Raw genomic sequence first — 22,395 nt, forward strand, 5'->3', positions numbered from 1 at the left:
TGTGCGCGAATGGCCAAGACCCCTGTAATTGCGATTGTGGACGACGATGAAGGCGTGCGCACTTCGCTTGCGAGCCTGGTGCGTTCGCTCGGCTACGAGGCCGATGCCTACGAGTCCGGCATGGACTTCCTGCGGCATGCGCCGGGAGATGATCCGGCATGCATGATTGCCGACATACAGATGCCGGTCGTCACCGGCGATGAGTTGCAGGCACGGCTGATTGCCGCCGGTCGCCGCTTCCCGATCATCTTCATGACGGCGTTTCCAAGTGAATCCGTACGCCAGCGCGTGATGGCCGCAGGCGCGCATTCCTACCTTGGCAAGCCCTCCAGCGGCGACGAGATCATCCGCTGTCTCGAAGCGGCGCTGGCCGGCCAGGCGGCGTAGCCCGTCCGTCCGTCTCGCGCGCGACGGCCCTTCTCCCCAACCAGACGTGCATTCCGGCAACCGGGTTGGCGGACCGGAAATACCGGCAGGCCCGGCAAACCTCATAGTCGGCTTCGATTTTATCGACTTCGGCCGGGCGGCACGCTCTGCCGGAAGCGGATGAGGCACCATGCCCGTGAATGCTACCAGTGCTGCCGCACCGCGCCCGCTGATTTTCGCCGGCTTCCCGGCGAGCTCCTGGGCCTTCGCGCTGCGGATATGGCTCGCGATGCTGCTCGCACTCTATGTGAGCTTCTGGCTCGAGCTCGAATCCCCGTCGTCCTCCGCCCTTACCGTTGCCGTTCTGGCGCTGCCGACACGCGGTCAGGGTATGGAAAAGGCAGGCTATCGGCTGCTCGCAACCACCATCGGCGTTGCGGCATCCATCGCCATCGCGGGCATGTTCTCGCAGACCGACGGTCTCCTGCTCGCAGTGCTCGGCATCTGGGTCGGACTCTGCGTCTATGTCGCCACTATGCTGGACGGAAATCGCGCCTATGCGGCCGCGCTCTGCTGCATCACCGTCGCCCTGATCGAGATCCAGCAGATCGACACGCCCCTGCAGGTGTTCCCGACCGGGCTCGCGCGCGGCGCCGCCATCGGCATCGGGGTCCTTGCGGTGGCGCTTGTGAACGAGATTCTGGCCGCGCCGAACTATCATCCGGTGCTAACAAGCCGCATCGAGGCGCTGCACCGCCGCGTCACGGACCTCGCGCAGGCTGCCGAGCATGCCTCCGCACCGGCTGCTGCGAGCCTGTTGCATGACATCGCGGCGGTGCGTCCGGAGATCGCCAGCCTTACGACGGAATCGAGCATCGGGACGGCGAGAGCCGAGGCCGCGCGCACCGCGCTGGTCGACCTCGTCAGCGCGTTCTCTCTCGGCCGCATGCTCGCGGCGCTCCCAGCCCCCTCCACAGATACAGCCAGGCTGATAGCGATGTCCCGATCCTGGCTCCAGACCGAGATCAGCCGAAAGAACGCGCAGGTGCGCAGCAGCCTCGATGCCCTGCGTGAAGGAACGCGCCCATATCGTGTATGGCGCGCGCCGCTCTATGGCTCGCGCCGCATTGCGGCCGAAACCGGCGCGCGGGCCGCGATCTCATTCACGCTGATTGCGGTCTTCTTCGTGCTGATAGGCTGGCCGAGCACCGAGCTCTGCCTCTCGCTCGTTGCGGTCATCATCGGCCTCAGCGCGACGACGCCCGCGCCACGGAACTTCACGCTGGTGACAATGACGGCGATGCCGATCGCCTGCTTGCTGGCGGGCATCCTGAAATACCTCGTCTTCAACGGTGTGTCCGAATTTCAGCTGCTGGCGATTGGCCTTGCGCCTGTCGTCATCGGTCTCGCGCTGCTGATCTCATTGCCGAACCCGATGCTGTCGTCGCTCGGCCGGCTCGTCCTGGTGTTCACGATCGCCGTGCTCGCGCCGACCAATCCGCAGAGCTACGACCCCGAAGTGTTTCTGGTGACGAGCCTGTTCGCCTGCCTGTCGTCGGTGCTCGTCTTCGCGGCGCAGACGCTGCTGCCTCCTTTGTCGGGTGATCGGCGCGTGCGGCAGCTGCTGGGAGAGGCCAGGAGCGAGCTGAGCCACCGCTACAGCGGGCGAGCACGAGACCTCGCGCCAGAAGAAGCCGCGTTTCGCGACGCCGCGCGCATCGAACAGATCCTGACCGCAAACGGCATCTCGGCTCTTAACGGTCCGATCACGGCCAAAGCGATGCGCTGTTTCGAGCAGGCGGAAACCTTGCGCCGTTGCCGCGCCGAACTGGATCGGTTGACACAGGAGCCGTTCGCCCATGTGGCGCAGGAGGCGCGAGAGGCCCTCGCCCAGCACAACGGCGCCGCGATCCTTGCGGCTGCCGAGGCGCTGCGCCAGGCGGCAGTGCAGAACAACCTGTCTGCCAATTCGGCCATTGCCATGCTGATTCCGGCAAGCAGCGCATTCGCACCGTCACAATCCCCCAGCCAGGGCGAACGGCCATGACGAACACCTACCGGGAGCTCGTCGTCGGTGGCGTGCTCATTGCTCCCATCGTCTCCTATGCGGCCATCGCGCTGCTTGCGTTCCTCATGCTTCGCCCGTTGCTGCGCTTCGTCGGCTTCGCGAGAGTCTTCAGCAACCCGTCGCTGGCCGAACTTTGCCTCTACGTGTCGATGTTCGGCATGCTCGCACTGTTCTTCTGAGGAGACGTGTCATGGAAGCTACCCTGCCCCGGGACGCCGCCCCGCTTCATGGCGAGCCGCCAGCCGATGCCGCAGACGCCGTGAACGGCGCGCCGAAGACCGTGGCGCGCGACACCAGCGATCGCGCACCGGACAGCCTCGGACCTTCGGCACGGGCGACGCCCACCACAAGGCCGCTGCGCCAAGCTATCGGCCATTTCATGCGAAGTGCCGGCAAGCATCTTGCGACCCTCGGCATCGCGCTTGTCGCAGTTGTCATGGCGGCTGCGACCTGGCAGCACTATGTCACCGCGCCCTGGACGCGGAACGGCAGTGTCCGCGTCCAGGTCGCCAACGTTGCGCCGCAGGTTGCCGGCAAGATCGTGGAGCTGCGGGTGGCCGACAACCAGTTCGTCCACAAAGGCGACGTCCTCTACGTGATTGATCCGTTCGACTTCGAGGTGGCCGTTCGCATCGACAAGGCTCTGGTCGACCAGCGGGCCGCGGACCTCGTGGTAAAGCAGGCCGAGTTCGACCGCCGGCAGCATCTGTCCAATCTTGCAACGACACCCGAAGAACAGCAGATCTATGCAGGCAATGCGGCGCAGGCGAAAGCTGCCTACGAGGCTGCGGCGCACCAGCTCGCACAGGCGGAGCTGAACCTGAAGCGCACCAGCGTGGTCAGCCCCGTCGACGGCTACGTCACCAACCTCCTGCTGCGCGCGGGAGACTATGCCGTCACCGGCGTCAGCAACATCTCCGTGATCGACTCCGACAGTTTCTGGATCGACGGCTATTTCGAGGAAACCAAGATGGCGCGGGTTTGCGTCGGCGATCGTGCCGAAGCACAACTGGTCGGATATTCCAAGCCGATATTGGGACATGTGAAGACCGTGACGCGCGGCATCAGCGTCTCGAACGCCGCCGCGGGCACACAGGGCCTGCCCAACGTGGATCCGATCTACACCTGGGTGCGGCTCGCGCAGCGCGTACCGGTTCGCCTCGCCATCGACACCGTGCCACCCGATGTGCCGCTCGTCTCCGGCATGACAGCGACGGTGACGATCCGGCAGCCCTCCGTGGGCGAGGGCCAGACCTGGCTCGACCGGCTCCGCGAGAACTTCGTCGATCCAGTCTCCGGCTTGTTCGGTGCGGGGCCTCCGCCTCGTGCGAACTGCCTGCAGGCGACGTCGCAGCAGCGGCCCGAGGTGGAAGCACTCCCCCATGCGCGCGAGCCTGCGGTTCCGCCGGCAGACAAGATCGCACCCGGCTTGACACCTGGCATCGACGCCTCGCCACGGCTGCCCTGAAGCGCACGGGCCTCTCCTGAATCATGCAAAATGAGAAACAGCGGGGGATCGCGAAATACTCTGGCGGCGGGATCGACGATGGTACATGTGAAGTGACTGAGACCCCCAAGTCACGGCTCGTGCCTCCCTCCTCCCTGGGCATACGAGCATTCAGGGGCCGTCCTCCCCCAAGGGACGGCCCCCTTTTTTTCGACAGCACAAGGCACGATCGAGCGCACCGTCCGTTCAGGACTTTCCGGCTTTAGCGACTGATATGTTCCGTAAGCCAGCTGCGGACGCCCTCAAGACTCCTAAAATCATCCACCGAGCGCGCCGGAAGTCCGGGCGCGATGTCCGCAGCCATGGCGCTCAGCGCATGTCCCGGCCCGAGCTCGAGAAACCCCGTCGCACCCGCTTCGACACAGGCTTGCAGACAATCTGCCCATTGCACGGTTTGCGAGATCTGCGCGGCGAGTTTGTCGAGACCGGTCTCGCGCGAGACGATCGGAGCGGCATCGACCCCGCTCAGAATGCGCGCACCGGTGCTCGGCGGGAACCGCACTGGCGCCAGGCGCAAGGCCTCGCGAAATGCGACCGACGCTCCAGCGAGCCGTTCGGTGTGGGAGGCAACCTCAACCGGCAACACGACGATCCTAACGCCGTGCATCACCCGCGCGTCTCCGGCGATCTGTCCAAGCGCCTCCCGGTCACCGCCGACGACAAAAGCATCGCCTGGATTGACGATGGCGATCGCTGCGCCGTGGCGCTCGCAAAGGCGATCGGCCTGCTCTCGCGAGAGACCGCGGACGAAGACCAGTCCATCGCCGGCGCGCGTCGCTGCATCCATGGCCTCCGCCCGACGCGCCACGAGGTCGAGCGTGGCGGTCGCCCCAAAGAGGCCGCCGACGCCCCAGGCCGCGACCTCGCCGACACTGTAGCCGGCAATGATAGCGCCACGTGGAATGGCATCGCCGAGCGCTGCCGTCGCGGCGAGCGCCTGCAAGGTACACAGAACCTGGCCGGCACGATTGCGGTGCAGGGCCTCATCGGGTTCGCGGCGCACGAATTCGCGCGGATCCCTGCCGCCGAGCAATGTCGCCGCGTGCGCAAACAAGGACGCGGCCGCCGGCGCATCTCCCGTGAGGGCGAACATCTCCCGGTGCTGCCTGCCTTGTCCCGCGCACAGGATCGCGAGTGTCATGATCACGACCTAATGGGGAGAGAGCATCGCGATCGCAATCGCGAGGGTCACGATGCTGAATCCAGTGCTGGCGATGACCATGGAGCCGATTGTCGCGGAGTCCAGCCGGTAATTGACGGCAAACAGGATACCGAAGAAGCCCGAGGGCAATGCCGCGAGCAGAATTGCCGTCTTCGCGGCATCGGGCGGAACGTGTAAGCCGTAGACAATCGCGGCCGCCAGCAGCGGACGTATTATGTCGGCAGCTCCCGTTGCGACAATCACTCCCCAGTCCAGACGGAGCGACTGGGCGGATAGAACGAGACCGGTCAGGAACAGCGCAACGCCTGCAGCCGCGTTCCCGATCAGGGTGAGACAGGCATGGACAAGTGCATCGAGGTTCAGATCGAGCAACGAGAGCACAATGCCAAGCGCGGGTGCCCACACCACAGGCTTCGCGAGCGCGCGCCGCACCGCCATCAGAACCGGCTGCGACGGCGCATCGGCGCCGCGGGTCTTCGCTGTGCTCATCTCCACGATCACGAGGGTCAGGGGGCTGACGAGGATCGAGCCGGTTGCGAGCGCGACGGCGACCGGGACGACGCCGGTCGGCCCGAGTACGGTCGACAGGATCGGCAGACCGACACCAGCAAGATTTGGGAAACCGACCGTCAGAGCCTGCACCGATGCGTCGGACCTCGTCACCGCGAAGAAAGTGCGCTCGAACCAGTACCAGCCGACATAGACGACCAGTATCGTCACGCCGAGCACTGGGAAGACCGGACCTTGCTCGATGATCCGGTCGCGCGGGGCCGATGCAGTCGCGGCGAACAGCGAGGCCGGCAGGGCGAAATCCATCACGAGTGCATTGAGACCCGCGACGTGACTGTTGTCGACAATGCGGGCCTTGCCGGCAACGAAGCCCAGCAGCAGGACGAAGAAGACCGGCACTAGCGCCATCAGGATTACATTGGAGGTCACGGGCTCAGCCCCTCATGGGCGTCGACGAACAGCGTCATGGCAAGCAGATCGGCCGATCCGCCCGGACTGAGACGGCGGGCGACGAAGCTGTCATGGATCGCCTGTGCCCGCGTACGCCAGCCGGGCGCTCTGACGCCGCCGGCATCGATGAAGCGGCGCGCCGCATCATGTGCAAAGCGAAGGCCGTCGAGCCCACCACGATGCAGGAGGTTGGTGTCTTCGACGGAGGCGATCAGGGCAAAGCATGCCTCGACCCGGGCAGCTTCGGTATCTTCCGGCACTGCATACGCCGCTCTGCGCAGCGCCGGCAATCCAATCCGGTAGATGCTTGGAAAGCCCTTCGCGGCCTCGATACGCGCACCGCCGGCGCGAAAGCGGCGGCGGGCAACGCTGCCATGGCTGTGCAGCAACACGGGACCATCGAGGATGCTCTCGCCCCACAGCCGCGTCACGACCTCACCAAGCGAAAGCTCGGGCTCGACCAGCCCACCGGATTTCGCACCGGCCGCCGCACACAGCAGCCCGAGCCCGAAGATCGCGCCACGGTGCGTGTTGATCCCCGAGGTCGCTGCAAACATCGCGCGCTCGGATTCGAGGCCGATGATCCGCAGCCGTCCCATGCCGCAACCGAGCGCGCCGGCATCGGCCAGGCGTTGCAGATAAGGCCTGATCGCCGCAGCGCTGCGGCGAAACGTGCCCGCATCCATGTCGTCGTGACTGCCGTTGTCGACGTGGCTCACGAGCCCCGGCTTCGGCCAGGTTTCCAGCTCCTTGACGAGGCAATCCGCAGCGACGGCACCGATGGCGGAAATATCGGGCGCAATCTGCGCGCGGCGCAGCGCCGTCCGTTCCACGCCTCTTGCGGCTGTGGTGATCATGATACCATGGCCCCCGACATGAATTGACGCCTGCCGAGCAGGACAACGCGCTCGATGCTCTTGACCAGAAGCTCGCTCGCGCCGCCGTGGAATTCGCGCCAGTTGACCGCAGCGCCGTCGGCATCCATCAGCTCGCCATCAATCCGCATCGGCGCATCGGTCTCGATCGCGGCGACATCGGCGACGAAGCGATCGATGTCGGTCTCGGCTCGAAACTCGAACAGGACATCGAGATCGGAGCGAGCAGTGACATAGTCGAGCCCGGTCAGCGACTGCCAGGCCAGGCTGCCGAAGACGCGCGCGTCCACCGCATGGCGATGCGCCAGCGCGTCGAGCCGGTCGAGCGTCGGCCACCAGTTGCGCGGCGCGTAAGCCCGCGCCTGCCGCAGCAAGAGCGGCCTCGCGACGGAGGTGACGTGGTCGCTATCAACCAGGAGGGAGATCCGCCTCTTGCCGGCCGAGGGCGGCAAGGGCAGGCCCAAAGCGAGGCCGTTTGCCTCGCCTGGCAGAGCGCGCCGCCTGATCACCGGCCAGCCCATTTTGGGCCAACGTGCGACCAGCGCATCGGTAGCGAGATCGCCGCGCGCATCCAGCATCGCGCGCCACCCTGCCGGGCTGACGAAGACGAGGTCATGGCGGCCCGGTGGGCGCTCACTGTACTTGCAGGGCCAGGTCATGAACGCGCTCCGCTATATCGGCGGCTTTCAGCCTGCCCCCACGGTGCGTGCCGAGCGCATCCCGCCGATCCTGCGCGGCCGGCATGTCGGCCAACAGTGCCCCCATCTGGCCGGCGAGCGAGACGTCGTTGCGCCATGTCATGTGAACGGCGCCCATTCGCGCAAGATTCGACAAACCCGGGGCGAAGACCGGTGTCGACCTCGCTTTCTCCTGTAGAGCTTCGATCGACAGCTTGGTGACCTTCGCCATCGACGGCAGATCCATCACCGCGGGATCGGCCCCGGGCAATCCGACCAACACGCGGGTTGCGAGCCCCGTTGCAAGCAGGGCTCCCGCCGCCGAATGGCCGTAGAGCAGGCCAATGGTCGGACGGCCGTTCATGTCCGCGTAGATCAGCGTCTTGGCCAGATGCGCCAGGAATTCGTTCAGCCCGAGCAGCTCGTCGCGCTTGCTCATGCGCTGGCTGTCGCTGTCGACGAGGACCAGGATCGGCCCGGTGTCCTGGCCGATCGACTCCAGAACATCGCCCGAAAGCCTGATCGCCTCGTCGACGCCGAGTGCTGTCCGATCCGCAACGCCAATGACGAGAACTCGGCCGTGCGGCCGCAGCGTCGCCGTGCCGGCAATGATGCCCTTGTTGTTGCTGACCTCATGGCCGTCCGGAAACAGCGAGGCGAGAATGTCATCGAGCGTCACGGCCGGTCCTCCCGATCCTGTCGGCGAGCGCAATGAACTGGTCGGCCGGCAGCTCTGGAACGGTTTCGGCATGCGCGATGCCTTCCGCCGTCCAGATGTCGACGGCATCGAAGCAGGTACTGAAGCGGCGCAATCGGTCGGCAAGCCGCTCCTGCTCCGCCTTCAAGCTGTCTAGGCCGAAGGGGCCGACCAGACCGAGCAGCTCCAGCGCGGCCTCGCGGAAATCCTGCACATTGTCATCGGCAAAGACGTCGGCGGCGCCGAGCAGCCGGCGATGCTTGCCGCCCATGGTGCGCCAGACCAGCGCGCGGTCGCGGGAGTCGAACTCTTCGACACCGCGATTGGTCTCGATCACTTCGGGGCCCGACACTGCGATGCGCCCGGGCTCCGAGACGGCGAGCGCCGAGCAGCAGCCTGCGATCAATCCACCGCCGCCATAGCATCCGGACCTGCCACCGATCAGGCCGATCACCTTCACGCCGGCGCTACGCGCCTCCATCACCGCACGCATGATCTCGGCGATGGCGAGCTCGCCGGCATTGGCTTCCTGCAACCGCACGCCGCCGGTGTCGAACAGGATCAGGACCGGGATCGAGCCGATCTGGCGCGCGGCGCGGAGCAGCCCCGTCAGCTTGGCACCGTGCACCTCGCCGAAGGCGCCGCCCATGAAGCGGCCCTCCTGAGCGGCGACGAACACCGGCGAGCCGTCGAGGCGGCCGCGACCGACGACGATGCCGTCATCGAACTGCTCGGGCAGATCAAAAATCTTCAAGTGAGGACTGACCTCCCGCTGCTCCGGCCCGATGAACTCGACGAAGCTGCCGGCATCGAGCAGCAGCTCCAGCCGCGTGCGGGCCGACGCTTCATAGAAGCTGGTGCTGCGGGCGCGCTCGGCCGGCGTGATGTCCTTGAGTGGCGCGGTCATTGGCCGTTCTCCGCGATCAACCGGACCGCCTGCGCCAGCCGAAGCGAGACGGTATCGGGGCGCGCGCCGCCGTCATTGATCGAGAATTTCAGCCCGCCGGGCGAATAGCGCTCGACGAAATCGCCGATGACGGCGGTCCACACCTCTCCGAAGCCAACTGCCGCGGTCCTGATGTCGATAACGCATTCCGCATCGGGTACGACGCGTTCCACCAGCACTTCCAGATTGCCCGAGGCGACCACGCCGACGATTGCGCTCTGCCTGGTACCGCCGGCCCGGGCAAGAACCCTGTGCTGGAACCTGAGATCTTCCATGGACCGTCCTCACCAGTTTCTGAATTTTGACGGCGGCGCGTAGAGGCCGCCCGACCAGCGCACGAGATCCTTGATCGAGCGCGCCGCCGGCAGGCTGCGATTGGCATCGAGCGGATTGATGCCGAGATCCTCCGGGCGACGGATGACCCCGCGCTCGCGCAAGTGCGCGACCATGCCGCGATCGCGCCGGCGGCCGATATCGGTGTAGCCGGCAACGCCGCGGATCGCCTGCTCACGCTCCAGCGCGGTGCGGCACAGCAGGAGGTTGGCCACGCCCTCCTCGGTGACGATGTGCGTGACGTCGTCGCCATAGATCATGATCGGCGCAAGATCGAGGTTCAGCTTCTCGGCGAGCTCGAGGGCGTCGAGCTTCTCGACGAACAGCGGCACGTTCTTGTCTCCGAACGTCTCGCCGATCTGCACGACCAGTTTGCGGCCGCGGCGCATCAGGGCCGCGCTGTCAGGGTCGGCCTCGGCTCCCGACTTCAGCCAGGGCTCGCTCGGATGACGGCGCCCGCGGGCATCGGCTCCCATGTTCGGCGCGCCGCCGAACCCGGCGATGCGGGACGTGGTGACGGTCGACGAATTTCCCTGCAGGTCGATCTGCAAGGTGGAGCCGATGAACATGTCGCAGGCATAGAGACCGGCGATCTGACAGAAGGCGCGATTGGAACGCAGCGAGCCGTCGGGGCCGGTGAAGTAGACGTCGGATCTGGCTCGGATGTAGTCATCCATGCCGACCTCCGACCCGAACGAGTGGATCTGTCGCACCCAGCCGGACTCGATCGCGGGAATCAGCGCGGGATGCGGGTTCAGAGCGAAATGGGTTGCAATCCTGCCTTTCAGTCCCAGCCTTTCGCCGAAGGTCGGCAGCAGGAGCTCGATGGCGGCGGTGCTGAAGCCGATGCCGTGATTGAGCCGCTGCACGCCATAGGGCGCATAGATGCCCTTGATCGCGAGCATCGCGGTCAGGATCTGTCCCTCGGTGATCGCGGCCGGATCGCGCGTGAATAGCGGCTCGACGAAGAACGGCTTGTCGGACTTGACGATGAAGTGGACGCGGTCCGCCGGGATGTCGACACGCGGGACCGTCTCGACGATCTCGTTGACCTGGGCGATCACGACGCCGTCCTTGAACGCCGTCGCCTCGACCACGGTCGGGGTGTCCTCGGTGTTCGGGCCGGTGTAGAGATTTCCCTCGCGGTCGGCGCTGACGGCGGCGATCAGCGCGACGTGCGGCGTGAGGTCGATGAAGTAGCGGGCGAACAGTTCGAGATAGGTGTGAACCGCACCCAGCTCGATCTTGCCGCCGAACAGCATGCGGGCGATGCGCGCCGATTGCGGCCCGGAATAGGCATAGTCAAGGCGTTTCGCGACGCCGCGGTCGAACAGGTCCAGATGTTCGGGAAGAACGACGCCGGACTGCACCATGTGCAGATCGTTGACCCTGGAGAGGTCGACGGCGAGCAGCGCGCGGCTGAGCAGATCAGCCTGCTTCTGGTTGTCACCCTCGAGGCAAACCCGGTCGCCCGGCCTGATCACGGCCTCAAGCAGGCGCGTAGCGTCGCGCGCCTCCACGACCTTGCCGCGGGCGAGCCCGGCACCGGCCGCGATGCGGGCGTCACGCGTAGCGCGGTTGCTCTGCCAGCCCGTCATGACCCTTGCTCCTTCACAGTGTTAGTCGGTCGGGCCGGCGGGAGTGCTGTTGCTCCCGCCGACCTTCCCTCTGCCGGCCGTGCGTCAGGACCGGTGAGAAAGAGGTCGTCAGCGCGCCGCCTGCTGCTGGACGCTACGCGCTGCGCGGGTGATGATCGCCGCCACTTCCTTCGGATGCGACTCGTAGACCGAGTGGCTCGCGCCTGGAATCACGGTGGTCTGACTCTTGGCGCGCTCGTAGTACCAGCGTTCGAGATCCGGATTGATGATCTGGTCGCCGCCGGCAACGATCCCCCAGCTCGGCTTGGTCTTCCACGCGGCCGCCGTCAGCGGCGTGCTGAACACCTGGGCCGCAGCCGGGACCTGGGAGCGTGCGACGAACTCAGCACGCTCACGCGGCAGATCGGGTGCGAACAGCTTCGGAAATTGCACGGGATCGAGATAGGTGAACTTGTCCGGCGTGACCTTGATGACGCCTTCGGTCTTGCCGAGCACGCTCGGCGTCTTCTTGCCCAACGCGGATTCGTCCTCGCCGACGTCAGGCGCATGCGCGGCGACGTAGACGAGACCGACGACGTTGGGGTGAACTCCGACTTCGGTGATGATCGAGCCGCCGTAACTGTGGCCGACGAGGAGCGTCGGACCGTCCTGAAGATCGAGAACCCGCTTGGCCGCCGTGACGTCATCGGCGAACGACGTCTCTGGCTCCTGCACCATCGTGACGTGGAAACCTTCCTTGGTCAGGATCTCGTAAACAGGCTTCCAGCCGGACGCGTCCACCCAGGCGCCGTGGACCAGGACGATGTTCTTCAGGGGTTCTGCACGCGCCGGGGCGACGCTCGCGAACACGGAAAGGGCGGCAGCAAAGGCGAGGCCTGCATTGAGGTGTTTCATTTCGGGATCACTCCGGGTTGGAATGATGCGACACTAGGTTGGCCGCTCGCTCATGTATTTCGGCAAACAACGGCCCTTGCCACTTCGCACGCCCGGGACGTGCCCGCCGCAGCTCTGATCCAGCTCTCGTCCGATTTCTCTGATGGCACGACCTCGTGCGCAGGCAAAGCGGCCGGCGTTCGCAAGCGAAAGACGGCGCATATCGGTTCTGTCATTCAAGACAGACGTTCGTTACCGACACGAAGGAACCGAGAATGACATCGAATTCACTCATCTGGATTGCAGCTGTCACTATAATCCTCCTGGGGGCGGCATCCCCGGCTCGTGCTGCATCCTGCGAGAAGTCGATCGGACGCGTCCAGGCACAGCTGGACGCAGCCATTGAGAAGAATGCCGGCGCACATGGCTGGGGCCCGGAAAGCCTCGATGCACTGCGCGGTCATCAGCCCACGCCGCGGTCGCTGGCGCGGGCGGAAGGTCAAAGCGGAGTGCACCTTCAGCTCGCGCTCGATGCACTCGACCGCGCACGCGCCGCCGACCGTTCTAACGACATCGCGACATGCCGCCGGGAGCTGTCCGAGGCAACGCTGCTGCTTCAGAAGCGGGCCCATTGATCCCGGAGGAGACGCCTTTTCGATCGTGCGGCCCGACAGCGGGACGTGCGTTCAGGGAATACCGGCGCGCCGGCCGCTCCCTATCGTCCGCGCAAATGAAAGGATTCGGAGCAGCCATGCGAGAACAGCTCTCATCGAACAGGTTCAGATGCCGCCGGTTCGCATCGATGCATCTGGGCGCAGCGCTCGCAATCTGGCTGATCCCGGTCGCAGCAAATGCGCAAACGACGCTTCCGACGACGCAGCCTCCGGTCGGCATGTCCGCGACCTCGCCGCTCAACCTAAGCTCGACGCGGCCCGAAGGCATTCCGCTAGGCTCGACCGAAATCGCCACGCCCGGCATATCCCCGATCAACCCTTCGCAAGGGATGACGAACTGCGCCGTATCCGGCAATGGCGGCTCGTCAGGAGCCCTGTTCGACGGCGGCGGGCTTTCCGGAAGCTCGTCACTCGGCTGCCCCAATGGCACGACGACTCAGTCGCCGTTGCCTCCTTCGACGTCGATGGTCGGACGCGTCGGGATTCCGCTCGGATCTACCGAGCTCGGCGGCGGCGGAATCAGTCCCTCCGTGCCGGTGCCCGGCCCAACGTCCATGGGCAGCACGAGCTCAATCAGCGGTTCCGGCAATCCCTGACATCAAAGAAGGACCATCACCGTGAAACGGAACGTCACCATTGCACTGGTCGCTCTCGCAGCGGTCCTGATCGGCGCAGGCCTCTGGTTCTTCGGCACCGACCGCAGGCCGGCCGTGGCGGCCACGCCGGTGCCGGTCGTCGTGCCGGTCGTCGCCGCCACCGTCACCGGCAAGGACGTTCCGATTTACCTGCGCGGCATCGGCACCGTGATCGCCTACAACACCGACGTCGTGCGCAGCCAGATTCAGGGGCAGATCGTCAAGATCGCCTTCACCGAGGGACAGACCGTCAAGGCCGGCGACCTCCTCGCCCAGATCGACCCGCGTCCCTACGAAGCGCAGATCGAGCAGCTGACGGCCAATCGCGATAGAGACCAGGCGCAGCTCGCGAATGCCGAGGCCAATCTCTCGCGCTACAATCAGCTCGGCGACAAAGGCTATGCGACCCCGCAACTGATCGAGACGCAGACGGCGCAGGTGGCGCAGCTCAAGGCTGCGGTGAAGGCCGACCAGGCGCAGATCGATCAGGCCAACGTCCAGCTCAGCTACACGCGCCTGACGTCGGCTATCCCCGGCATCACCGGCGTGCGCCAGATCGACGTCGGCAACGTGATCCATCCGACCGACCCCAACGGACTGGTCGTCGTCACCCAGATCGAGCCGATCTCGCTGCTGTTCACCCTGCCCCAGACCGACCTGCCGGTGATCCAGGAGCACGCCGCAAAGGGATCACTGAAGGTCATCGCCTATAGCCAGGACAACAAGATGAAGCTCGACGAAGGCACGCTGCTGCTGGTCAACAACGAGATCGCGGGAACGACGGGCACCGTCCAGCTCAAGGCGGTGTTCCCGAATCGTGAGCACCGGCTGTGGCCGGGCCAGCTGGTGAATGCGCGCCTGTTGCTCGAGATCCAGAAGGACGCGCTCACGGTCGCGGGCTCGGCCGTGCAGCAGGGACCGAACGGCAGCTATGTCTATGTCGTGACCGAGGGTCAGACGGCCGCCCTGCGTCCCGTTCACGTCGCACAGATCAGCGATGGCCAGGCATTGATCGACCAGGGGCTGAAGTCTGGTGACGTCGTCGTGGTCGACGGCCAGTATCGGCTGACGGAAGGCAGCCGCGTCCGCGAGCTGCATGGCAAGGCCGCGCAGGAAGCCGACCTGCAGAGCGCCGTGCAGGACGCGATCCCATGAATCTCTCCGCGCCCTTCATCCTGCGGCCAATTGCAACCGCCCTGCTGATGGCCGGCCTGCTGCTGTGCGGACTTGCGGCCTATCCGCTGCTGCCGGTCGGCGCGCTGCCGAACGTCAATTATCCGACGATCCAGATCTCCGCGCAATTGCCCGGCGCCGATCCGGGCACCATCGCCTCGTCGCTCGCCACACCGCTCGAGCAGCAGCTCAGCCAGATCCCCGGCATCACGCAGCTCACCTCATCCAGTGCGCTCGGCGTGGCCCAGCTCGCGGTCCAGTTCGAGCTGTCGCGGACGGTGGACAGCGCGGCGGTGGACGTGCTGGCCGCGATCAATGCCGCCAGCCCCTTCCTGCCGCCGAACATCCCCTACCCGCCGACGATCAGGAAGGTGAACCCGGCGGAGACGCCGATCATGCTGATCGCGCTGACGTCGGATTCGCTGCCGCTGACGACGGTGGACGCCTATGCCGAAAACATCCTGCTGCCGAAAATTTCGCAGGTGCCCGGCGTCGGCCTCGTCGGCATCGGCGGCCAGCAGAAACCCGCGATCCGTGTTCGCGTCAATCCGCAGGCGCTCGCCGCCCGCGGCATCGGCCTCGAGGACGTCCGCAGCGTCATCGCGGGCGCCAATGTCGATCTGCCGAAGGGCACGCTCAACAGCCCGCGCGTCACCTACACGCTGAACACCAACGACCAGCTGCTGAAGCCCTCCGCCTACGAAGATCTCATCATCGCCTATCGCAACGGCTCGCCGGTGCGGATCCGCGACGTCGGCACGGCGGTCGAGGCACCCGAGAACGATCTTCTGGCCGGCTGGTACGGCAAGGAGCCCGCCATCATCCTCGCAGTCCAGCGCGTTCCCGGCGCCAACGTTATCGAGACCGTCGACCGGATCAAGAAGCTGCTGCCGCAGCTGCAGGCTTCCGTTCCGCCCGCGATCAAGGTGACGATCGCCGCCGATCGCACCGCCACCATTCGCGCCGCGGTTTCCGACGTTCAGTTCACGCTATTGCTGACGGTCGCCCTGGTGGTGATGGTCATATTCCTGTTCCTGCGGAATTTCTGGGCCACCGTCATCCCCGCGGTCACCGTTCCCCTGGCGCTGGTCGGAACGTTCGCGGTTCTCTACGTGCTCGGCTACAGCCTCGACAACCTCTCGCTGATGGCCTTGTCGATCGCGGTCGGCTTCGTGGTCGACGATGCCGTCGTCGTCATCGAGAACATCGTGCGCCATCTCGAGCAGGGCATGACCCCGATGGAGGCGGCACTCAAGGGCTCCAGTGAGATCGGATTCACGATCGTCTCCATCACTCTGTCGCTGATCGCGGTCTTCATTCCGCTGTTCCTGATGGGCGGTTACGTCGGCAAGCTGTTCCAGGAATTCGCCGTCACCATCACCGCCTCGTTGCTGCTGTCGCTGGTCATCTCGCTCACCCTGACGCCGATGATGTGCGCCCGCCTGCTGAAGGACGATTCACGGAAGAAGCACGGCCGGATCTATCTGCTGTTCGAGCGCGGCTTCGATGCCCTGCTTGCGCTCTACGCGCGGGGCTTGCGCGTGGTGCTGCGGCATCGATTCGCAACGCTGCTCGTCATGCTCTCGACCATCGCGTTGACCGGCTACCTCTACGTGATCATCCCGAAGGGATTCTTCCCGCAGCAGGACACCGGACAGATCGTCGGCATCACCGAGGCCGCCCAGGACATCTCCTTCCCGGCCATGTCCGAACGCCAGCAGGCGATCGTCGACATCTTGTCGAAGGATCCGGCGATCCAGTCGGTCGCGAGCTATATCGGTCCGGGCGGCCCGACAGCGACGCTCAACCAGGGCCGCATCTTCATCGTGCTGAAGCCGAAGCCGGAGCGCAAGGCGAGCGCCGATCAGGTGATCAACCGGCTACGCCCGCGACTCGCCCATATCCAGGGCATCACGCTCTACATGCAGGCGGCCCAGGACATCACGATCGGCGCGCGCCTGTCGAAGACGCAGTATCAGTACACCCTCACGGATGCCGATTCCAACGAGCTCACGCACTGGTCGGCGATCTTCCTGGAGAAGCTGCGCGCGCTCGGTCTCATCACCGATGTCGCGAGCGACCAGGCCAATGCCGGCCCGAGGCTGGAGGTCACCGTCAATCGCGAGGTCGCCTCGAGCTTCGGTATTCTGCCTGCGACGATCGACAATGCGCTCGACGACGCCTTCGGCCAGCGCATCGTCTCCACCATGTTCACCTCGCTGAACCAGTACCACGTCGTGATGGAGGTCGACCCACGCTTCCAGTACGGACCCGAAGCGCTCAAGGACATCTACCTGAACTCGGCCACCGGCCAGCAGGTCCCGCTGAGCACGCTGGTTCACGCCGTCATCAAGCCTGCGCCGATCCTGATCAATCACCAGAGCCTGTTTCCCTCGGTGACGATCTCGTTCAACCTGCGGCCGGGCGTCGCGCTGGGCGATGCGGTGACGGCGATCCAGAAGATCGAGAAGGACACCGGCAAGCCCGCCTCGCTGTCGACCTCGTTCCAGGGTAACGCTCAGGCGTTCCAGTCCTCCCTGTCAGGCACGCCGCTGTTGATCGGGGCCGCGCTGATCGTGATCTACATCATTCTCGGCGTCCTCTATGAGAGTCTGATCCATCCGATCACGATCCTGTCCACGCTGCCTTCGGCGGGGATCGGCGCGCTGCTGCTGCTGCTGGCGGTCCACATGGACCTCAGCGTCATCGCCATCATCGGAATCATCCTGCTGATCGGCATCGTCAAGAAGAACGGCATCATGCTGGTCGATTTCGCACTCGAGGTGGAGCGCCAGCACGGGCTTAGCCCTGAAGAGGCGATCTACCAGGCCTGCACGCTGCGCTTCCGCCCGATCCTGATGACGACGATGGCGGCGCTGCTCGGTGGCGTGCCGCTGATGATCGGCTCCGGCACCGGCGCGGAGCTGCGCCAACCGCTCGGCTACACGATCGTCGGCGGCCTGATGCTGTCGCAGATCCTGACGCTCTACACCACGCCCGTCGTCTATCTCTATCTCGATCGGCTCGGCAACTGGCTCACCGGACGCAAGCCGCAGGCAGCCAAGACATCCACTCCATCCACAACCGAGGCAGAGACGGGATTGAGCCATGAATCCGCTTGAGAGAGTGACGACCGGCATGACCGCCGAAAAACTGGTGACCGTCACGCCGGAGATGACGGTCGGTCACGTGGTGCCGGGTATGCCGGCCGTGTACGGCACGCCGATGATGATCCTGCACATGGAGATGGCCGCGGGGAGCGCGATCCAGCCGTACCTGGCGACAAACCATGTCAGCGTCGGGATGATGGTCAATATCCGCCACCTCGCAGCAACACCGGTTGGGCGCACGGTGCGCGCGATCGCGCGGGTCGTCGCGGTCGAGGCCAAGAGCGTGCTGTTCGAGGTCGAGGCTTGGGACGGCGGCCGCAAGATCGGCGATGGCACGCATCGCCGCGGCGTCGTCGATCGCGCCGAGTTCGAGAGACGGTTCGGCGTGACAAAGCCTACGATGGCGATTGCCTGATACAGGCCAAGCAGACAGCGTCTAGTCGTCAGGCGGCGACTCGGGGGCAAGCGCAATACCCCGGCCCCGCAACGCTTCGCCCATCTTGACAAGGTCGGCCAGCGATCTTGCATTCATCTTGCGCATGATTTCGCGACGGTGGACCCTCACCGTTACTTCGCTGATACCAGCCGCGCCCGCAATCTGCTTGGTCTGAAGGCCGGAGACCGCGGAAGCCATGACCTGGCGTTCGCGGGATGTCAGTGCCTCGAACCGCCGCTGGATGTCGTCAAGGGCACGTTGGTCGGTTCGCCTTTGCCGGTCCTTTTCTATCGCCGCCAGCACCGCCTCGAGCAGATCCTGATCGCGGTAGGGTTTGGTGAGAAACTCCACCGCGCCCGCCTTCATGGCCTGCACCGACATGTGCACATCGGCATAGCCCGTGATGAAAATGATCGGGGCGCGAATGCCGCTTGCAGCCATCTCGCGCTGGAAATCGAGCCCGCTGGAACCTGGCAGGCGCACATCCAGGATGACGCAGCTCGGGTCGTCCTTCCGCCTCGCCTGAAGATATTCGCGCGGTGATGAAAACAATTCGACGCGCAGCGCCGCCGTTTCCAATAATCCCTGAATCGATTCGCGCACCGACACGTCGTCATCGATGACCGCAACGATGGAGGATTCCTCGCTCATAGGTCGGCCTCCGCCTTGCTCGGCAAGGTGAACTGGAACAGCGCGCCGTGAGGTTCGGCGGGCGAAGCCCACAGGCGTCCGCCATGCGCCTCGACGATCGAGCGGCAGATTGCCAGCCCCATCCCCATGCCCTTTGCCTTGGTCGTGAAGAACGGATCGAAAATCCTGTCGGCCGTGTCCCGATCAAGACCGACACCGTGATCGCGCACGAAAATCAACCCATCGCCGTCTGGTTCAAGGCGCGAACCGATGACCAGAGGCAAGGGCCGGCCGGTCACGTCGCTCATGGCGTCGGCGCCGTTGACGACGAGATTCAGGAGGACCTGCTGAAGCTGGATGGAATCGCCGGGAAAACGCGGAAGCCCCAGTGCAAGCTCGGTGTTGACGGCGACGTCGCGCAGGCGCAACTCGGTCTGGAGGAGATCGACAACCTCGCGGATCAGGTCGTTGATATCGATGTCCCTCGTCTGCGGCGGCGTGTTCGTCAGCAATCCCTGGATGCGACGGATCACGCCGCTGGCGCGCTCGCCATCGCGCAATATCCGTTCCGCCGTCACGCGCGCCTTGTCGAGGTTCAACGAACGCTCGTTGAGCCAATGAAGGACGGTGTGGCCGTTGGTGACCACGCCCGTCAGGGGCTGGTTGATCTCATGGGCGATCGATGCCACCAACTGGCCCATCGTTGTCGCCCGCGAGACGCGGGCAAGGTCAGAATGAACGCGTTGCAGCTCGTCTGCCGCCCGCTTGGCTGCGGTGATATCCATCACGGCGCCGACGAAGCTGACGCCGTCGCCCTGCTCTTCGGCGCGCGTCACAAGCCGAACAAACCGGATCGTACCGTCGGGCATCGACAAACGATGCTCGAACTCGAAGCCGGTCCCGTCCCGGAAGGACTTGCCGATCGTCTGCTCGACGAGCGGCCGGTCGTCCGGATGGGTACGCGCGATCATCATCGCGAGGGAGGGCTTCATCCCCTCCGGCTCATACTGATAAATGCGGTGGGTCTCGCGGGACCAGAACTGCTCCGCGCGCGGATCGCGCCAGCCGATGCTTCCGGTGCGGCTCAATCGCTGGGCTTCGATGAGATAGGCCTCGCTCTCCCGGAGCGCGTCGGTTGCGATCCGATTGCGCACCACCAGCAGCGTCGACATGGCGATACCAACGACGCTGATGGCGCGGTCGAGCAGCGACCAGTGCGACCAGGGATCGCCGGGGGAAAGCATGTGAGCCGTCAGGGTCAGGACTTCGCAAGCCAGCCCGACCAACACGATGCCGCGCCACCGATAGGCCGCCGACGCGAGCAGCACGACGAACACGTAGAGAACGCACACCGAAACCTCGAGCGGTGTTTCGGCGTCGACGGCGAAGATGACGATGGCGAGAACAAAAATGCCGATCGTGAAGGGCACGCGGGCGCTCTCGCGATCGAAAAGGTTGTGTTTCATCTGTCCGCGCCGCCCGAGGATCAGGCCCGGATGACGCCTTTGCGGCGTCCACGCCTGTACAGCCTCCCCCATTCGCGAGGCAGGACCCCTTTCCTAACAAAAATCACGAAATGCGGCAACGCAGCTAAACGAAACGATAGTCCGGCGTTCTTTTGGTTAATTCCGATGATAATTTCGGCAACTAGAGTGCGTCTTCGTCAATGGATTCACCCCCCGATCGTCGCCAACGTGGAAGCTTAGGAGAGTGTCTTGAAAGACGAACTCTTGATCGCGATCGTGGATGACGACGAATCGGTGCGGTTCGCCATGGGCGGCATGATTGAGTCGTTCGGATACTCCCCTGTCACGTTTGAATCGGCCGACGATTTTTTGAAGTCCGACAAGTTGTCCGATGCATCCTGCCTGATCCTGGATGTCCAGATGCCCGGCATGAGCGGTCTCGAACTGTATGGCAAGCTGATTGCCAGGGGCCGTCAGATCCCGACGATCTTCGTCACCGCATTTCCCGACAAGCGCATTCGCGAACGAGCCATGCATGCAGGCGGCGTCTGCTTCCTGTCTAAGCCTTTTGGACGGGACGATCTGCTCGGCTGCATTCAAACAGCGCTCGGCAGGCAAACGTAGGACTTACCATGACCGCGGCCACTGTCACAACCCGGCAGGTATTGGTGGAAGGCCCGGTGGGACATGTCAATACACTTCCGGAGGCGCAGGCAGCCGGGAAGGTTGCCGGGAGTTTCTTTTCCTTCGGCCCGTTCCAGCTCTTCCCCTCCCGGAGGCTCCTGCTCAGGGACGGCCAGCCCGTTCAGCTGGGAAGCAGATCGCTTGACATCCTGATCGCGCTTGCGCGGCGCCAGGGCGATGTTGTCGACAAGAATGAGCTCATCGCCCGCGTCTGGCCCAGCGTTACCGTGGATGAAGGGAGCCTGAGGGTTCACATTGCCGGGCTGCGCAAGGCGTTCGGCGAGGGAGGCGGGAACGCCTCCTACGTCAAGACTGTCCCGGCGCGAGGATATTGCCTGGTCGCGACCGCCGGTGGCCCGGAGTTGTCCGGCGAAAGCGGCCGACAGGCGGAAATAAGGGTCGGCCACACGCCGCGCCTCCCGATGCAGTTGAGTCAGATGATCGGCGGGGGCGAAGCTGTCCGCAAGATTTCGGATCTGCTGGCGGCAAGTCGCTTCGTCACCATCCACGGCCCGGGAGGCGCCGGAAAGACGACGACGGCTGTTGCGGTGGGCCACAACCAGCTTGCGTTGTTCGGGGACGCCGTTCACTTTGTCGATCTCGGGCAGATCAAGGAAGCGAGTCTCCTGCCGGGCGCGATCGCATCAATCTTCGGACTGTCTGTGCAATCCGACGATCCGACGCGGGACCTGCTCGATCTCCTGCGAGATCGTCGCATGCTGGTGATCTTCGATAGTTGCGAGCACCTGATCGAACCGGCGGCGGCGTTGATTGAAAGACTCTTCCATGCAGCGCCGCAGGTACACATCCTTGCGACCAGCAGGGAAATACTGCGGGTCGACGGTGAGCACGTGTTTCGGTTTTCGGGCCTCGACTGTCCATCGGATGAGGAAGAACAGTCGGCCGAGCGAATCTTTTCGTTTGATGCGCCTCGCCTGTTTGCCGAGCGCGTCGTTACGAGCGGATATCGATTCCGGTTGAAAGACGCCGACGCGCCGACCGTGGCGCGGATTTGTCGCAAGCTGGACGGCCTTCCACTGGCAATCGACATGGCGGCGGCGCGAGTGCCGGCATTTGGTCTTTCCGAAGTCGCGCGCTCCCTGGAGACCCCCATCTGGCTGTTCTGGCGCGGTCAACGCACAGCACAGCCGCGCCACCTGACTATATCGGCAACAATTGACTGGAGCTACGACCTGCTCGGTGACGACGAGCGCGCGGTACTGCAGCAGCTCTCCGCCCGTGACGGATTTTCCAGCCTCGATACTGCGTGCGAAATTGCGCGCCAGGCCCTGCGGGAACCCTCGCGCGAGTTCCATGTCATCGACAAGCTGGTCGCGAAATCGTTGATCTCGTTTGAAGTCGACGACAGCGGTGCGCGGTATCGGCTGCTCAACTCGACCCGAGCCTATGCGCTCGAGAAGGCGCGAGACCGAAACCCGGAGCGCCAATCGCCGCCGCCGTACTTATCTGCATCCGGCGCGATTGGTTGATGTTCGGGCGCGATCCCGATCACGTACTGCCGGTC

At 64.8% G+C, this 22,395-nt stretch carries 22 protein-coding genes; 11 read left to right on the plus strand and 11 right to left on the minus strand.

The window, feature by feature from the left end:
* Positions 1-9 precede the first annotated feature (9 nt).
* The 4 genes from ACVIIV_RS30140 (at position 10) to ACVIIV_RS30155 (ending at position 3,902) form a co-directional block, all read left to right on the plus strand.
* The gene (locus ACVIIV_RS30140; RefSeq protein ID WP_456747410.1) at positions 10-387 is read left to right on the plus strand and encodes a response regulator transcription factor; all 378 of its coding nucleotides are present in this window, start codon (positions 10-12) and stop codon (positions 385-387) included.
* A 169-nt stretch (positions 388-556) separates the two neighbouring features.
* Complete coding sequence (locus tag ACVIIV_RS30145) at positions 557-2,413, plus strand: FUSC family protein (RefSeq protein ID WP_456747411.1); 1,857 nt, start codon at positions 557-559, stop codon at positions 2,411-2,413.
* Positions 2,410-2,613 (plus strand): DUF1656 domain-containing protein, encoded by a 204-nt coding sequence (locus ACVIIV_RS30150; protein ID WP_456747412.1) that lies wholly within the window; start codon positions 2,410-2,412, stop codon positions 2,611-2,613. The genes ACVIIV_RS30145 and ACVIIV_RS30150 overlap by 4 nt, the downstream gene beginning before the upstream one ends.
* Positions 2,614-2,624: 11 nt before the next feature.
* Positions 2,625-3,902, plus strand: a complete 1,278-nt coding sequence (locus ACVIIV_RS30155) for a biotin/lipoyl-binding protein (protein WP_456747413.1) — start codon at positions 2,625-2,627, stop codon at positions 3,900-3,902.
* 241 nt (positions 3,903-4,143) lie between these two features.
* Here the strand turns inward: ACVIIV_RS30155 and ACVIIV_RS30160 are convergent, their stop codons facing one another.
* The 9 genes from ACVIIV_RS30160 to ACVIIV_RS30200 all read right to left on the minus strand — a co-directional run bounded on the left by ACVIIV_RS30160 (position 4,144) and on the right by ACVIIV_RS30200 (position 12,083).
* The gene (locus tag ACVIIV_RS30160; protein ID WP_456747414.1) at positions 4,144-5,082 is read right to left on the minus strand and encodes an acyltransferase domain-containing protein; all 939 of its coding nucleotides are present in this window, start codon (positions 5,080-5,082) and stop codon (positions 4,144-4,146) included.
* A 9-nt stretch (positions 5,083-5,091) separates the two neighbouring features.
* Positions 5,092-6,042 carry an AEC family transporter gene (locus ACVIIV_RS30165; RefSeq protein ID WP_456747415.1) on the minus strand — a complete coding sequence of 317 codons (951 nt, stop codon included), beginning with the start codon at positions 6,040-6,042 and terminating at the stop codon, positions 5,092-5,094.
* Entirely contained in the window at positions 6,039-6,920 is an 882-nt protein-coding gene (gene mdcB / locus ACVIIV_RS30170) for a triphosphoribosyl-dephospho-CoA synthase MdcB (RefSeq protein WP_456747416.1), read from the minus strand. The genes ACVIIV_RS30165 and mdcB overlap by 4 nt, the downstream gene beginning before the upstream one ends.
* A complete protein-coding gene (mdcG, locus tag ACVIIV_RS30175; RefSeq protein ID WP_456747417.1) occupies positions 6,917-7,597 on the minus strand; it encodes a malonate decarboxylase holo-[acyl-carrier-protein] synthase in 681 nt (226 codons plus the stop codon). Before mdcG ends, mdcB begins: the two co-directional genes overlap by 4 nt.
* Complete coding sequence (gene mdcE, locus ACVIIV_RS30180; protein ID WP_456747418.1) at positions 7,572-8,294, minus strand: biotin-independent malonate decarboxylase subunit gamma; 723 nt, start codon at positions 8,292-8,294, stop codon at positions 7,572-7,574. The genes mdcG and mdcE overlap by 26 nt, the downstream gene beginning before the upstream one ends.
* A complete protein-coding gene (locus tag ACVIIV_RS30185; protein ID WP_456747419.1) occupies positions 8,281-9,219 on the minus strand; it encodes a biotin-independent malonate decarboxylase subunit beta in 939 nt (312 codons plus the stop codon). Before ACVIIV_RS30185 ends, mdcE begins: the two co-directional genes overlap by 14 nt.
* Complete coding sequence (gene mdcC / locus ACVIIV_RS30190) at positions 9,216-9,533, minus strand: malonate decarboxylase acyl carrier protein (RefSeq protein ID WP_456747420.1); 318 nt, start codon at positions 9,531-9,533, stop codon at positions 9,216-9,218. Before mdcC ends, ACVIIV_RS30185 begins: the two co-directional genes overlap by 4 nt.
* Before the next feature lie 9 nt (positions 9,534-9,542).
* Positions 9,543-11,189, minus strand: a complete 1,647-nt coding sequence (mdcA, locus tag ACVIIV_RS30195; RefSeq protein WP_456747421.1) for a malonate decarboxylase subunit alpha — start codon at positions 11,187-11,189, stop codon at positions 9,543-9,545.
* Between the two features lie 108 nt (positions 11,190-11,297).
* Entirely contained in the window at positions 11,298-12,083 is a 786-nt protein-coding gene (locus tag ACVIIV_RS30200; RefSeq protein ID WP_456747422.1) for an alpha/beta hydrolase, read from the minus strand.
* A gap of 254 nt (positions 12,084-12,337) precedes the next feature.
* Here ACVIIV_RS30200 and ACVIIV_RS30205 point away from each other — a divergent pair, with 254 nt between their 5' ends.
* The 5 genes from ACVIIV_RS30205 to ACVIIV_RS30225 all read left to right on the plus strand — a co-directional run bounded on the left by ACVIIV_RS30205 (position 12,338) and on the right by ACVIIV_RS30225 (position 18,069).
* Positions 12,338-12,697 (plus strand): hypothetical protein, encoded by a 360-nt coding sequence (locus tag ACVIIV_RS30205; protein WP_456747423.1) that lies wholly within the window; start codon positions 12,338-12,340, stop codon positions 12,695-12,697.
* Positions 12,698-12,864: 167 nt separating this feature from the next.
* A complete protein-coding gene (locus ACVIIV_RS30210) occupies positions 12,865-13,332 on the plus strand; it encodes a hypothetical protein (RefSeq protein ID WP_456747424.1) in 468 nt (155 codons plus the stop codon).
* Positions 13,333-13,353: 21 nt separating this feature from the next.
* Positions 13,354-14,526: an efflux RND transporter periplasmic adaptor subunit gene (locus ACVIIV_RS30215; RefSeq protein WP_456747425.1), complete on the plus strand. Its 1,173-nt coding sequence runs from the start codon at positions 13,354-13,356 to the stop codon at positions 14,524-14,526.
* Positions 14,523-17,666, plus strand: coding sequence for an efflux RND transporter permease subunit (locus ACVIIV_RS30220; RefSeq protein WP_456747426.1), 3,144 nt, complete (start codon positions 14,523-14,525; stop codon positions 17,664-17,666). The genes ACVIIV_RS30215 and ACVIIV_RS30220 overlap by 4 nt, the downstream gene beginning before the upstream one ends.
* Positions 17,653-18,069, plus strand: coding sequence for a thioesterase family protein (locus tag ACVIIV_RS30225; RefSeq protein ID WP_456747427.1), 417 nt, complete (start codon positions 17,653-17,655; stop codon positions 18,067-18,069). The genes ACVIIV_RS30220 and ACVIIV_RS30225 overlap by 14 nt, the downstream gene beginning before the upstream one ends.
* A gap of 21 nt (positions 18,070-18,090) precedes the next feature.
* On the opposite strand, the gene ACVIIV_RS30230 is transcribed toward ACVIIV_RS30225, so the two are convergent.
* Positions 18,091-18,741 carry a response regulator transcription factor gene (locus ACVIIV_RS30230; RefSeq protein ID WP_456747428.1) on the minus strand — a complete coding sequence of 217 codons (651 nt, stop codon included), beginning with the start codon at positions 18,739-18,741 and terminating at the stop codon, positions 18,091-18,093.
* Positions 18,738-20,258, minus strand: coding sequence for an ATP-binding protein (locus ACVIIV_RS30235; protein WP_456747429.1), 1,521 nt, complete (start codon positions 20,256-20,258; stop codon positions 18,738-18,740). Before ACVIIV_RS30235 ends, ACVIIV_RS30230 begins: the two co-directional genes overlap by 4 nt.
* A 177-nt stretch (positions 20,259-20,435) precedes the next feature.
* Between ACVIIV_RS30235 and ACVIIV_RS30240 the strand changes: the two genes are divergently transcribed.
* A complete protein-coding gene (locus ACVIIV_RS30240; protein WP_456747430.1) occupies positions 20,436-20,810 on the plus strand; it encodes a response regulator transcription factor in 375 nt (124 codons plus the stop codon).
* Between the two features lie 8 nt (positions 20,811-20,818).
* Positions 20,819-22,360, plus strand: coding sequence for an ATP-binding protein (locus ACVIIV_RS30245; RefSeq protein WP_456747431.1), 1,542 nt, complete (start codon positions 20,819-20,821; stop codon positions 22,358-22,360).
* The last annotated feature ends 35 nt before the right edge of the window (positions 22,361-22,395 follow it).

This window comes from Bradyrhizobium sp. USDA 4354, from assembly GCF_054060315.1.

Bases quoted from the DNA above. Each gene is read 5' to 3' on its own strand.
- ACVIIV_RS30140 (WP_456747410.1), top strand. From the start codon at position 10: ATGGCCAAGACCCCTGTAATTGCGATTGTGGACGACGATGAAGGCGTG.
- ACVIIV_RS30145 (WP_456747411.1), top strand. From the start codon at position 557: ATGCCCGTGAATGCTACCAGTGCTGCCGCACCGCGCCCGCTGATTTTC.
- ACVIIV_RS30150 (WP_456747412.1), top strand. From the start codon at position 2,410: ATGACGAACACCTACCGGGAGCTCGTCGTCGGTGGCGTGCTCATTGCT.
- ACVIIV_RS30155 (WP_456747413.1), top strand. From the start codon at position 2,625: ATGGAAGCTACCCTGCCCCGGGACGCCGCCCCGCTTCATGGCGAGCCG.
- ACVIIV_RS30160 (WP_456747414.1), bottom strand. From the start codon at position 5,082: ATGACACTCGCGATCCTGTGCGCGGGACAAGGCAGGCAGCACCGGGAG.
- mdcB (WP_456747416.1), bottom strand. From the start codon at position 6,920: ATGATCACCACAGCCGCAAGAGGCGTGGAACGGACGGCGCTGCGCCGC.
- mdcG (WP_456747417.1), bottom strand. From the start codon at position 7,597: ATGACCTGGCCCTGCAAGTACAGTGAGCGCCCACCGGGCCGCCATGAC.
- ACVIIV_RS30185 (WP_456747419.1), bottom strand. From the start codon at position 9,219: ATGACCGCGCCACTCAAGGACATCACGCCGGCCGAGCGCGCCCGCAGC.
- mdcC (WP_456747420.1), bottom strand. From the start codon at position 9,533: ATGGAAGATCTCAGGTTCCAGCACAGGGTTCTTGCCCGGGCCGGCGGT.
- mdcA (WP_456747421.1), bottom strand. From the start codon at position 11,189: ATGACGGGCTGGCAGAGCAACCGCGCTACGCGTGACGCCCGCATCGCG.
- ACVIIV_RS30200 (WP_456747422.1), bottom strand. From the start codon at position 12,083: ATGAAACACCTCAATGCAGGCCTCGCCTTTGCTGCCGCCCTTTCCGTG.
- ACVIIV_RS30205 (WP_456747423.1), top strand. From the start codon at position 12,338: ATGACATCGAATTCACTCATCTGGATTGCAGCTGTCACTATAATCCTC.
- ACVIIV_RS30210 (WP_456747424.1), top strand. From the start codon at position 12,865: ATGCATCTGGGCGCAGCGCTCGCAATCTGGCTGATCCCGGTCGCAGCA.
- ACVIIV_RS30220 (WP_456747426.1), top strand. From the start codon at position 14,523: ATGAATCTCTCCGCGCCCTTCATCCTGCGGCCAATTGCAACCGCCCTG.
- ACVIIV_RS30225 (WP_456747427.1), top strand. From the start codon at position 17,653: ATGAATCCGCTTGAGAGAGTGACGACCGGCATGACCGCCGAAAAACTG.
- ACVIIV_RS30230 (WP_456747428.1), bottom strand. From the start codon at position 18,741: ATGAGCGAGGAATCCTCCATCGTTGCGGTCATCGATGACGACGTGTCG.
- ACVIIV_RS30235 (WP_456747429.1), bottom strand. From the start codon at position 20,258: ATGGGGGAGGCTGTACAGGCGTGGACGCCGCAAAGGCGTCATCCGGGC.
- ACVIIV_RS30245 (WP_456747431.1), top strand. From the start codon at position 20,819: ATGACCGCGGCCACTGTCACAACCCGGCAGGTATTGGTGGAAGGCCCG.